This window comes from Streptomyces adustus (assembly GCF_009377175.1).
GTDB lineage: Bacteria > Actinomycetota > Actinomycetes > Streptomycetales > Streptomycetaceae > Streptomyces > Streptomyces adustus.
On record NZ_VJZD01000284.1, the window covers coordinates 1 to 11,620 of the forward strand.

Consider the following 11,620-nt stretch of genomic DNA (forward strand, 5'->3'; position numbering starts at 1 on the left):
CTGTCGCCCCGCGCACCCTGCCCGCCACCGCGAGCGTCCACCGCGCCTTCCCCCGGCACACCCTGGACGGCGCCGCCGTCCGCGCCGCCCTCCTCGACGCGGTCGTCACCCTCGCCCACCAGTTGCGCCGCCGCGGTCAGGCGGCCCGCGGCCTGACCCTGACCCTGCGCTTCGCCGGCGGCACCACCTGGGACAAGACCCGCCGCCTCGCCGAAGCGTCCGCGCACGACGACGATCTGCGCACCACGGCATACCGGCTGATCGACGCGGCAGGCCTGCAACGCGGCCGGATCACCGGCATCACCCTGAAAGCCGAGGACCTCATCGCCGCCGAGCGGGTCGCCGAACAGATCAGCCTCGACCACGCACGCGAAGCCCGCCTCGCCGCCGAAGAAGTCAGCGACCGCATCCGCGCCAAGTTCGGGCACGACGCCATCCGCCCCGCCACCACCCTCCTGCGAGTCAGCTGACAGTCCCGTCTCCCCAGGGGCCGGGCAGGCGGCAGTCAGAGCACCGACGGGCCGCCGTCCTGGGCGACACGGTCTCGGCGCGGGGCGCGCGGCCTTTCGGCAGTGCAAGAGTGGGGGCATGTGTGGTCGGTACGCATCCACTCGAAGCCCGCAGGAACTGGCTCCGCTCTTCCACGTGCCCGACGTGCCCGCACGGGAGACGCTCGCGCCGAACTGGAACGTCGCCCCGACCGACGACGTGTGGGCCGTCCTCGAACGCGCACCCCGCGGCAAGGACGACACCGGGCCAGTGGAACGGGAGCTGCGACCGCTGCGCTGGGGTCTGGTCCCGTCCTGGGCGAAGGACGCGAAGGCCGGCGCCCGGATGATCAACGCGCGGGTCGAGACAGTGCACGAAAAGCCCGCGTACCGCCGCGCGTTCACCCACCGCCGCTGCCTGCTGCCCGCCGACGGCTTCTACGAATGGGAGCGGGTCGAAGACCCCGGCACTGCCAAGGTGCGCAAGCAGCCGTACTTCATCCACCCCGAGGACGGGCAGGTGATGGCGCTTGCCGGGCTCTACGAATACTGGCGCGACCGGACGGTCCAGCAGGACGACGATCCAGCCGCCTGGCTGATGACCTGCACCATCATCACCACCGAAGCCACCGATGCCGCCGGCCGTGTCCACCCCCGCATGCCGCTCGCCCTCACTCCCGAGCACTACGACGCCTGGCTGGACCCCGACCACCGAAATTCCGATGAGCTGCGGGCTCTCCTCGACCAGCCGGCCAACGGCCACCTGAACGCCCGCTCCGTCTCCACCGCCGTCAACAACGTCCGCAACAACGGCCCCCAGCTCCTGGACGAACTCGTCTCCTAGCGCCGGCGTGCTGCGCCGTTCCGGGCATGCGCTACGATTGATCTTGAGCTGGTCGGCGGAAGTCGTGCCGATGAGTGCTGCGTTGGTGGTCCAAGGAAAGACGCCCCGCTTCCTGCGGGGAAATGCAGGTGCAAGGCCTGCCCGGCGCTCTGTGAAGACCCTGTCCCGTTCCCCGGGGCAGGGTCTTTTTTGTGGACCGAGCTTCGCTGGAGGTAAGCGCGGCCCAGGCCGGGATGGTGATCGTGGCGGTCGCTGAGGACAGGGCGCGCCGCTTGGCCCCGGTGCCGGCGATCCGGGGGAGTGTTCTGTATGTCCTGGACGTCCTGGCGGCGTTCGCCGGGTGCGCAACCGGCCCACACGTCACTTCGAAACACAGCGCCAAGGAAATCTCGACCAGGAGATCTCGAAGGGGGACACAGAACGACAACGTCGACGACCACAGCTCGACCACCCCGGACTCGTACGTCTCCGACTGAGAGCGGACGTTCACGAGATCTGGCTCTGGCACAGCTTTTGTGTGGCGTCAGCAGTGGCAGTGCACTCGTACCAGGATCGTGTCGTGGGGCAGCTGCGACAGATATGCCTCGCTGCCCGGCCAGACAGTGGGCCCGGAGGGTTCGTGAGGACACGAATCCGGGTCGCAGTACGCGTGAAGGGCGCTTCCGTCGCTCTCTCGCCACCAGCCGTCCACAGTGAGCACGTCCGCCTCCCACAGACCCCAGGAGAGCTCACGGATGTAGTCGGCACGGCTGCCGCGGAAGCCGATGATGGGATGCTCCGCATGGAGCGGGCTGTCTGGATAGCCCAGGTTGAGGCTCCAGGGGTGATGGATGTAGGCGTTGATCAGGGGCTGGGCCCGGTAGGCAGCCAGCATGCCGTCAGCCCAGGGGCCGCCAGGGAACGCGTGCGGATCTTTTTCCCAACGGTCCTCGAAAAATGAGAGGGGTAGTGCCGGCGGGTGTACCGCGGACAGCTGCTGCCACAGGTCCCAGGACGCGGCTATCACGCGTTCGGAAGCGGCTTGCGGCCGTGAGAAGTCGAGCAGGCCACGCGGCCCTCCGGCACAGACTCCCGGAGCGCTGGGAGCGGGGAGGCCGTCATATGTGGGCTCGTCGTGAACCAGCCTGGGATCGTCCTCGTATCCGCGGACCACCGCGAACCCCTGACCGTTGCTGCCGCCGCGGATGCGGCGTGAATCCCACATGCCGCGGTCCACGGGGTTGTCACTGTCCTGGTCGAACGGCGCGAGGGCCGCCGTGAGGGCCCCGTCGATGTCGTCCGCGGCTTCGGGTGACAGACACACCGTCACAGTCAGGCCGGCCATATGCTCTCCCCACTCCGGTAGACCCGGTGCCGTGCGATCTCCACAACGCCGGCCCCCGACCGTTCGGTCTCCGCCACATCCTTCACAAGCCGTTGCAGCCGCTGCTGTTCGTAGCGCACGGCGCGAGCATCGCGAGCGGGCACGTACACGGCCATCCCCTCACTCTCCATGAGGTGGCCTTCGCCGGCATTGCAGCGGCTCTCATCTGCCATTGCCGCCTCGTTGATCGACCCAGGTGATCTCAGGTCGGACTGTCGGCAGCGACCAGGGCTCCAGCACACCGCTCACCAGATCGGCAAGGAACTGAACCGCCCCACCGGTGTAGTGCCACCACGCACCACTGCGGGAGGCGACGGTGACCGTCCATTCCTGCGGCCCGGCGGGGCTGGTGGTCCACAAGAAGTAATCCCCCTGGTTGGAGGAGGACCAGGGAAGCAGGCCGCCCGGCGCAGGGTACGGATGCATCGGGACTGCCAAGTCGGCGTCATCGCACCACTCGGCGAGGATCTCCAAGTCATCGGTGTCTTCAGCCCAGGCCACTTCGGCGCCCGGCACCGGGCCACCGACACGCATGAAGTCACTCAGCTCGAACGCCGGGTAGAGCTCACACAGGAGCTTGTAGTCAGCGGGCAGAGCCGTTCCCAACACGCTCTCCAGCCGTAGCCAGTCGATACCCGCGGGTGTCGGCAAACGGTGGGCCGCAAGACCGGGCAACACCCGTTCGAGTTCCGCGACCGACTCGGCGGGGTCGGCCAAACGGCAGCCTGGCACCTGCGTACCAACGAGATCGTCCACGGGAGCAGACTGTCACAGCAGCACTCCACCCTCACGCTCGCCCCGGGACAGACGCTTTCCGTGGCCGACCGTTGACGTGCCTTATTGGTTTGCCGCTGGCCAGCCCGGTCGGATAGGAAGCTCACATGCTTCGAGGCAACAAGATCGGGCTGCGGGCCCGGCACGAGGACGACATCCCCGTCCTGCGGACCGAGCTCTACGACGACGTGGTCAACTCCTCGCGGGCCGAGGCAGGGCCGTGGCGGCCCGTCGCGCCCGGCTCGGACGACCCGCGGCTCGTGGTGAACGACACGGATGAGCGAAGCGTCCGGTTCTCCGTGGTGGAACTGGAAGGCGGCACGCTGATCGGCACCGCGACGCTGTGGGGCATCGACAACCACAACCGGATCGCGCACATCGGGCTGGGGCTGCTGCCGTCCTCGCGCGGCAAGGGCTACGGCACCGACGTGGTCGCGACGCTGTGTCACTACGGGTTCGTCGTGCGTGGCCTGCACCGGCTCCAGATCGAGACGCTGGCGGACAACACCGCAATGCTGCGCTCCGCCGAGCACAACGGCTTCGTCCGCGAGGGCGTGCTGCGCTCCTCGGCCTGGGTGATGGGCGAGTTCATGGACGAGGTGCTGCTCGGGCTCCTGGTCCGGGACTGGAAGAAGAGGATCGGCGTCGACGGGTAGCCGGCCGTCCTCTCGTCGGCCTCAGCGCCTGATCCGGTCGATCACCAAGCGCTCGAAGAGGTCGTCGTGCAGCTGGTACTGCTCGACGGATCGGTGCGCGGCCTCCGCGTCCCCGTTCCACTCGGTGATGACGTCCTTGTTGAAGTCGATCAGGCGGTGTACGTCGTCGGACGTCAATTCGGGATGGAACTGGTATCCGAAGACCCGCTCGCCGAAACTCAGTGCCTGGACGGAGGTGTGGTCGTTGCGGTACTCGACGCGTACCCCGTCGACCTCCTCGATCCGTGGACTGATCGCCTGATAGTGAAACGACGGCACGACATCGACGCCGTGGTCGCTGTCCCTGCTGCGGTGACCGTCGCCGGCTCGGCATACCGGGGTCAGGCCGACCTCTATGCCCGAGGTCCCGATGATCGAATCGGGACGCAGTGCCTCGGCGATCAACTGCGAGCCGAGGCACACGCCGATCACCGCGGGGCCCGGGCGCGCGGGCTCGGTACCGCCGTCGCGCTTGTCCGTGTCCGCGATGAGCTCCCGTACCAGCGCGACGGTGGCGCGCATCCAGGCGGCGTCCGAGTGGACCGAGGTCTGGCCTCCGGTGAACACATAGGCCAGGTTCGGCCGGGGCGGGCGTGCGGCCACAGCGGCCGCCTCGGCCGGCAGGTTCAGGCGTCCACAGCTCAGGCCGGCCCTGGTCAGTCGTTGCTCGATCCGGTCGGCGTAGTCGAGACCGTCGTAGATCAGTCCGTCCGCGACGCAGATCTGCACGTCCACCGGCATGGTCTCCCCCTTTTACCCGAAGAACGTCGACCACAGGCTGGCCGCCGCGTCCACGCACTGGACGAAACTCAGGATGGCCACGATCGTCACGGCCTGGTTGACTCGCTTCACCCGGCGCATCTGCGCGTGCTCCAGCTTGCGTTCCACCGCGTATCGCGCCATTTGCAGCAAGGTGTCGGTACGCTCGCGCACCTTTTCGGTCTCCCACGCCTTCAGCACGCTGTCACGCAATTTGAGAACGTGGAAGTCGTAGCTGAACGTGGGCCGCACTAACGCCTGATAGTCGGCACGCAGCCGTCGTTCCAGCCCGATGACCAATTCGGGGTCTTCGTCCAGGGCCGACTCGCGGATGATCCGTTCCGCGGCGTTGGCGGAGCGTTCCAGCCGGGCGTAGTGCACGTTCAGCTGACCCAGCAGGTGTTCGAGCTGGCCGAGCGTGTCGTGAGGGTTCCGGGAAGCCAACAGGAAGAAGGCGTAACCGGGGTAGAAGAACTCTTCCGGCCACGTCGATTCGGAGGGGATCGGCTCGGCGGAGCGGGGGTAGATCAGGTGCCGTAAGGAGTGGGAGAGCGTCGCCCGGCCTGGCGTCGGGTGGGTGGTGCTGCCTGCGTAGGTGAGGTTGAAGTAGGGCAGGACCGTGGGACACGGCGGCCCCTGTCGGCATTGGTCGGACATCGCGGTAAGGGCGGGTAGCAGTTCGTCCCTGATGCGCGCGGTGACATCGTCGCGGCCCTTGGGCCCGAAGCCGTCGATGAGCTGCTTCCGTCGTGCCTCGGACCACCCGTCGGCGATGCGCATGTGCACGGCCACCGAGCCGTAGCCGTCCGGGAACAGAGTGCCGGTGACGTTCAGTTCCACGGGAAGCAGCGTCGCCTCCTGCACGATCGTCGTCAGCCGCGCGTTGAACTCATCGGAGCCGGCAAGGTGCGTGAGCACGTTGACGGGGGGATTGCCGAAGGTGAGCGAGCCACGCAGGAATTGATCCAGGGAGCGTTGCACCACCGTCAGACGCATCTGCGGATCGAGCGCGCCGTCCACCGGCACGGCGAAGTCGGGAAGGTCCGTGAGGGACGTGGACCCCGGATAGAAGGGTCCGGTCAGCAACAGCAGGGCGTCGCCGCAGAAGTCGACGTCGTCCGACTCCGCAGGCAGCGTTCCGACAGCCGCAGGGATATGCGGTAACACCACTCTCTCCGGTGCCCCGCCCTCCTCCTGAACAAGTTCGTACCCGTCCATGCAACCGTCCCCCGGCGATTCAGAAACCTCGGCCTTGCAGGCTACCGCGTCCTCGAGATCCACTACAGGCGCCTGATGAGGCGCGCTGCTCCGTCGTATCGAACAACCTCGTGTGCGGTTGGCCGTGTCCCGGCGCCGAGGCAGTTCCTTGAACTCGACATGAGGGCGGCGTCTGTCAGCGTGAGGTGGCTGCACGCAATGCCCACTCGTGCGTCGCTGCGGTGTGGAGGGCGTCCTCCAGGTGGCGGACCTCGTCCGACAGGAGATCGTCGCTGCCGAACACGCGCTCGGCGAGTTCGGTGAGTGTGTCGCTGTCGTCGCGTGTCGGGGTGAACAGCACGCTGTAGAGCGAGTCGAGGCTCTCCGGCTGGACTTCGGCCGCCGCTACGCCGGTCCAGACATCCGCGCACCGAAAGTCCAGCAGGGTGATGAACGACCGGAGGGCGTCCCCCTGGCCGTCCGGGTCGGTGCCGGTGTGCAGCCGGGTCCGCAGGTCGGCATACAGCTGTGGCAGGCCGAGGCCCAGGACGCGTGTGCCTGCGTAGGTCCACAGTGCCGATCCGGTGGAGGTGCCGCAGGCTTCCCAGCGGTCGTTCCACAACAGGCGGGTGAATGCGGTGCGCGCGCGGTCGCCGTGCAGGGCAATTCCCAGGATCAGGCCGCCGTTGCAGTCGACCGAGGCGCGGTTCTCGCCCCATGCGACGAGCCGGTCCAGCCATGCCGGGTCGTTGGACTTCGTGGTGAGGACGGGCAGGAACTCGGGGAACAGGGCGGATCCTTCGTGCTTCTCCAGCGTCTCGGAGATGGTGCCCCGCAGGTCCTCGCACGGCAGGTGCAGCAGGCCGAGGCACGCGTTCTTCGACACGTCGTACAAGTCGTCGACGTGCTCCCACAGCAGGGGCGTGGCCTCGGTGTACCCCAGGCGGCCCAGTGCGTGCAGCACACCGGGCGGTACGCCGTCGCGCAGCCGGCCCCCGTCGACCGTCGCCTCCAGCAGACGCGCGGCCAGCTGCCGGTCGCCGTGGCGGGCGAGGACCGGCACCAGCGCCTCGTGCGCGGCGGGCGCCGACAGGAACAGCGGAAGGAGCGCCTGCGCATCGGCTGGACCGCCGTGTCGGAGTACGGCCTCGGCGGCCATGGCCTCCCACTGGCGCGCCGACCCCGGGGCGTCGTCGGCGGCGTATCGGTCGAGTATGGCCTGCGCGGCCGGGGACAGCGTCAACTTGGCAACCGCCTCTGTGTGGACAACGACGCACATCATGGCCGAGCCCCGGCACGCGATGCCAGACAGTTTCGGCGCCTCGCCAACGTGGCGGGGTTCGCCCACCTTCAAGGTGTCCGGCGCCATCCTGGTCACCGGTCTGTGCCCCGGGTACGCGTCGATCGAGGTCGCCGACCGGTGCTGCTTGTGGTGCGGCGGCTGAACCAGCGCTTGGTCACCAGCAGACCTACGGTGGCCCGGACCGCCCCCGCCCGGAGTCGCTCATCACCGGTGCGGCCGACACCGTACGCACGGTACGGATCAGCCGGCCCGGGCCGACGTGACCTCGCATCCCCGCGCACCCGTCACCGGGCGGAAGCACCGTCCGGCAGTAGAGTGAAGGAACCAGGCGAGTACCGCAGCAGGCACGGAACCGGCGATGACAGGTCTCCCCATCCAGGACACCATCCACACGGCGGACGTCGGTCCCGGCGTCTTGTTGGCCGGGCGGGCGACCGCCGTACTCGACGGCCGGATGCGGTTCGCCGGGTGGAGCTCGCAGGCCGAGGCGATGTTCGGATACCGGCCGGTCGAGATCGTGGGCCGACCCATCGTCGACGTCCTGGACGAGCCCCTCACCGTGAAGTCGTCGCCTGCGGCCGGTGCCGCCCCACAGACGGCGGAGGCCCCGGAGGCGTACGTCATCCGTTCTGTCCGGCACCGCGACGGCTACGCGGTGCCGACGGCATTGTGCCTGGTCCGGCTCCCTCAGGGGCGAGCTGGCGTCATGTGGCTGATGGTGGCCATGGAGGTCGAGCGGCTCCAGAGGCGTGCCATGGACCAGGCCGTACTGGCCGGGCTCTACACCCAGTCGCCGGTCATGCTCGTCGTCTATGACACCGACATCCGGATCCGGTGGATCAACACCGCCATCGAGGAGCAGCTCGGTTTCGGGCTGAAGGAAGTCGCGGGTCGCGCTCTGCCGGAGGTTCTGCCGGACGGAGTGCTGCTCACCGGGGACGGTCGAGCCGTGCGGGACGTCGAACGACCCATCCGCGCGGTCCTGCGCACCGGGCGGCCGGTGACCGATGTCCTCTATCAGAGCACGACGCCCCGCGATCCTGATCACCCGCGTGTGTGGTCCCTGTCCTACTTCCGCCTGGAGGACGATGCGGGACGACCCATCGGGGTCTGCGAGGCGGGCCTGGACATCACCGACCGCTACGCGATGCGGCGGCGTCTGGCCCTGCTGAGCCGGGCCAGTGGCAGCATCGGCACCACCCTGGACATCCGTCGCACGGCCGACGAGCTGGCGGAACTCGCGGTCCCCGAGTTCGCCGACGCGCTCACCGTGGACCTGCTGGAACCGGTACTGAGCGGCCAGGAGCCGCCCGCCGCCCACCGTGCCGAGGGCTCGAGCCTCCTCCGTGTCGCCGAGCGTGCGCGGGACTCGGCGGCCGGTGACCTCGCGGCCTCCTTGGACCCCCTGCGTGGACGCTGCCTGACCGCCGCCGCGCAGGTCGCCGACCCCGTCACCGGTGCGCTGGCCCTGCCGCTGACGGCCCGGGGCACGGTCCTCGGCGTGGCACTGCTCCTGCGAACGGCGCCGCGCACCCCCTTCGACGCCGAGGACATCCCGGTCGCCGTGGAACTGGTCTCCGGTACCGCGCTCTGCCTCGACAACGCGCGCCGCTATGTCCAGGAACACGCCACCGCGCTGACGCTGCAACGCGACCTGCTGCCTCACACCCTGTCCCGGCCGGCCGGGGTCGAAGTCGCCCACCGCTATCTGCCCGCCCAAGGCCCGGCCGGCGTGGGCGGGGACTGGTACGACGTCATTCCACTCTCCGGCGCCAGGGTGGGACTGCTCGTCGGAGACGTGGCGGGACACGGTACGAGCGCCGCGGCGACCATGGGACGCTTGCGTACCACCGTCGCGGCTCTCTCCGCGCTCGACCTCGCCCCCGACGAACTGCTCGCCCGCCTCGACGACCTTGTCGTACGGGCCGGATCCGCATCCTCGGCAGAGACCGGCACAGAGGACCGGGCACTCGGCGCGACCTGCCTGTACGCCGTCTACGACACCGTCAACCGGCACTGCGTCATGGCACGGGCGGGCCATCCGCCCCCGGTACTGCTCAGGCCTGACGGCCACAGCGAACTCGTGGACGTCCCCGCCGGGCCGCCGCTGGGCCTCGGAGGCCTCCCCTTCGAGAGTGTCGACTTCGAACTGCCCGAGGGCAGCATGCTCGCCCTGTTCACCGATGGACTCGTCGAGAGCCGCCGACAGGACATCGACTCCGGCATACGCCGCCTGTGTGATGTTCTGTCCCGCTCCGGGTCCGGTCCGCTGAAGGAGATCTGCCACCGCGTCGTCGCCGAGCTGCTCCCTGGGCCGCCCGAGGACGACGCGGCCTTGCTTCTGGTGCGCACGCACGCACTGGCCGGGCACCTGGTCGGCACCTGGGAGATTCCCGCCGACCCGGGCGAGGTGGCCCGTGCCCGGTCGCTGGCCGGGGACAAGCTCGGCGAATGGGGAGTGGCGGACGAGGTGGCCTTCATCGTCGAGCTCGTCGTCAGCGAACTGGTCACCAACGCGATCAGACACGGCGGCTCCCCGATCCGGTTGCGCCTCATCCGGGAGGACGAGCTGATCGTCGAGGTGTCGGACGGCGCCCACACGGCCCCGCACCTTCGACGGGCCGGGTCCGAGGACGAGGGAGGCAGGGGACTCTTCCTCGTGGCACAGATGACCGAGCGCTGGGGCACGCGGTACACGCCGACCGGCAAGACGATCTGGACCGAGGTGCCGGAGGCCCCGGAGCGCCTGCCCCGGGACCTCGCGATCGACGAGTTCCTGCTCTGAGGAACCGTAGTCGCTGCCGATCGCGTGTCCCGCCTGGAGCTCGTTCCAGGAGCGACGCGCTTCCGAGACCGATGGAGTCTTGATGGCCCTGTCAAGGCTCCGGCTGCTGTCAGGCGTCGTCGTCGGCAGCCTTGGCAAGCAGATCCATGACGTCGTTGCGGAACCGGAGTTCGGCGTCGCGGCGCGGGGCGCCGAAGAAGGCCCGCTGGACTTCGGCGAGATCGCAGTCCAAGAGGCCCAGGGTGACGAACACGGCGTCCACTCCGTGGCACCCGTCGCCGCGCATCGTTCAGCGCTGCCGGGTGGTCGGCTCTGCGGTGGCTGTGCGCTGCGGTCATTTGGCAGGGACTGGATGAGCCAGGGGTACACCGGGATCAGAGCCGGTGGCCGTCCGGCGTTCGTGTGTCGGGGAGACCGTTCCAGGCGTCATGGACGGCGGCGCGCCCGGCCTCCAGTGCGGTTTCGAGGAGGTCGCCTTCGCGGGCGAGGCGGCCGACCGCCGGCGAGTCCGGGGCGGGCCGGATCGAAACGATCGCCGGGTGACGGGCGAGACGCGCATCGTCCTCGGCCCAGCGTGTCTCGCGGTCGAGGAACGCCTGACGCAGGGCCGTGGATTCACGGCGCAGCACCCCCCTGGCCACCAGCGGTGCGGAGCGGGACGGCCGCGCGACTTCGGTCGCCCGCCGGGAGCGCAGCACCATGACGTGGGTCGCACCTTGAGCCAGCGCGGTCCGGTAGGGCACGGATTCGGAGACGCCGGCGTCGTAGAACCGGTGCCCGCGCAGCATGACGGGAGGCCCTGCCAGCAGGGGCAGGGAGGCGCTGGCGCGCAGGGCCAGGCGCAACTCCGCGGCATCGCCGATGAAGGGGCGCAGGTCGGTGGACTGCCCGGTGGCGGCGTCCGTGGCCAGCGGGTGGTACTCGATGTCGTTGGCCAGGATCGAGCCGAAGTCCATCGGCGCGCAGTCGCCGTCCCCGTAGCGGTAGAGCACCTCGTAGAAACTGTGCAGGTCCACGAGCGGGCGTCCGCGCAGCGGATTCGATCGCCGGATCAGTGTCCTGGCGTATTTGGGGACCGCCCAGAAGCGCAGCGACTGCGGGCTGCTGCTCAGCAGCCACGCGCCGGAGGCGGCGCCCGCGGAGGCGCCGTAGACGGCGTCGAAGCTGTTGGTCAGCCCGAGTTCGTGAAGGGCGAGGGCCATTCCGCCGGCGATGATGCCGCGCATCCCGCCGCCCTCGATGGCCAGCGCGACGCGATGCCCGTCGGCGCGTGCGCCGGGCCGGCTGCCCGATCGTGCGCGTTCGGTGAGCAGGTTCCAGACCGGGTGCGGCTCCTCGGGCCCGGGCCCGGGCGTGGCGGCAGGGGGTGTGGGGGTCGTCGTCATCGGGGACAGGGCTCCAGAGGGCTGTTC

Annotated in this window: 12 protein-coding genes; 4 read left to right on the forward strand and 8 right to left on the reverse strand. The window is 69.3% G+C overall.

Annotated features, from left to right (window positions below; all coding sequences use genetic code 11):
* Both FNH09_RS39865 and FNH09_RS39870 read left to right on the forward strand, forming a co-directional pair.
* Window positions 1-470, forward strand: a 470-nt coding sequence (locus FNH09_RS39865) for a DinB/UmuC family translesion DNA polymerase (protein ID WP_476691277.1), incomplete at its 5' end; no start/stop codon positions are given.
* A gap of 118 nt (window positions 471-588) precedes the next feature.
* Window positions 589-1,332, forward strand: a complete 744-nt coding sequence (locus FNH09_RS39870) for an SOS response-associated peptidase (RefSeq protein ID WP_152894761.1) — start codon at window positions 589-591, stop codon at window positions 1,330-1,332.
* Window positions 1,333-1,855: 523 nt separating this feature from the next.
* Here the strand turns inward: FNH09_RS39870 and FNH09_RS39875 are convergent.
* Genes FNH09_RS39875 through FNH09_RS39885 form a run of 3 tightly spaced genes read right to left on the reverse strand, consistent with a single transcriptional unit; the run spans window position 1,856 to window position 3,451 of the window.
* Window positions 1,856-2,656, reverse strand: a complete 801-nt coding sequence (locus FNH09_RS39875) for a hypothetical protein (protein WP_152894762.1) — start codon at window positions 2,654-2,656, stop codon at window positions 1,856-1,858.
* Entirely contained in the window at window positions 2,644-2,868 is a 225-nt protein-coding gene (locus tag FNH09_RS39880; protein ID WP_152894763.1) for a hypothetical protein, read from the reverse strand. Before FNH09_RS39880 ends, FNH09_RS39875 begins: the two co-directional genes overlap by 13 nt.
* On the reverse strand, window positions 2,858-3,451 hold the full coding sequence (locus FNH09_RS39885; RefSeq protein WP_162469800.1) for an SMI1/KNR4 family protein: 594 nt from the start codon (window positions 3,449-3,451) through the stop codon (window positions 2,858-2,860). The genes FNH09_RS39880 and FNH09_RS39885 overlap by 11 nt, the downstream gene beginning before the upstream one ends.
* Before the next feature lie 125 nt (window positions 3,452-3,576).
* Here FNH09_RS39885 and FNH09_RS39890 point away from each other — a divergent pair, with 125 nt between their 5' ends.
* Entirely contained in the window at window positions 3,577-4,125 is a 549-nt protein-coding gene (locus FNH09_RS39890; protein WP_152894764.1) for a GNAT family N-acetyltransferase, read from the forward strand.
* Window positions 4,126-4,146: 21 nt separating this feature from the next.
* Here FNH09_RS39890 and FNH09_RS39895 read toward each other — a convergent pair whose 3' ends face one another.
* The 3 genes from FNH09_RS39895 to FNH09_RS39905 form a co-directional block, all read right to left on the reverse strand.
* A complete protein-coding gene (locus FNH09_RS39895; RefSeq protein ID WP_152894765.1) occupies window positions 4,147-4,905 on the reverse strand; it encodes a glutamine amidotransferase-related protein in 759 nt (252 codons plus the stop codon).
* A gap of 12 nt (window positions 4,906-4,917) precedes the next feature.
* Window positions 4,918-6,204 carry a hypothetical protein gene (locus FNH09_RS39900; protein WP_152894766.1) on the reverse strand — a complete coding sequence of 429 codons (1,287 nt, stop codon included), beginning with the start codon at window positions 6,202-6,204 and terminating at the stop codon, window positions 4,918-4,920.
* Window positions 6,205-6,316: 112 nt separating this feature from the next.
* Window positions 6,317-7,363 carry a hypothetical protein gene (locus FNH09_RS39905; RefSeq protein ID WP_152894767.1) on the reverse strand — a complete coding sequence of 349 codons (1,047 nt, stop codon included), beginning with the start codon at window positions 7,361-7,363 and terminating at the stop codon, window positions 6,317-6,319.
* A 418-nt stretch (window positions 7,364-7,781) separates the two neighbouring features.
* Here FNH09_RS39905 and FNH09_RS39910 point away from each other — a divergent pair, with 418 nt between their 5' ends.
* Window positions 7,782-10,208, forward strand: coding sequence for a SpoIIE family protein phosphatase (locus FNH09_RS39910; protein ID WP_152894768.1), 2,427 nt, complete (start codon window positions 7,782-7,784; stop codon window positions 10,206-10,208).
* Window positions 10,209-10,317: 109 nt separating this feature from the next.
* Here the strand turns inward: FNH09_RS39910 and FNH09_RS46875 are convergent, their stop codons facing one another.
* Window positions 10,318-10,461, reverse strand: a complete 144-nt coding sequence (locus FNH09_RS46875; RefSeq protein ID WP_156110854.1) for a hypothetical protein — start codon at window positions 10,459-10,461, stop codon at window positions 10,318-10,320.
* Window positions 10,462-10,582: 121 nt separating this feature from the next.
* The coding region (locus FNH09_RS39915) for a patatin-like phospholipase family protein (protein ID WP_238427388.1) at window positions 10,583-11,620 on the reverse strand (1,038 nt) is incomplete at its 5' end.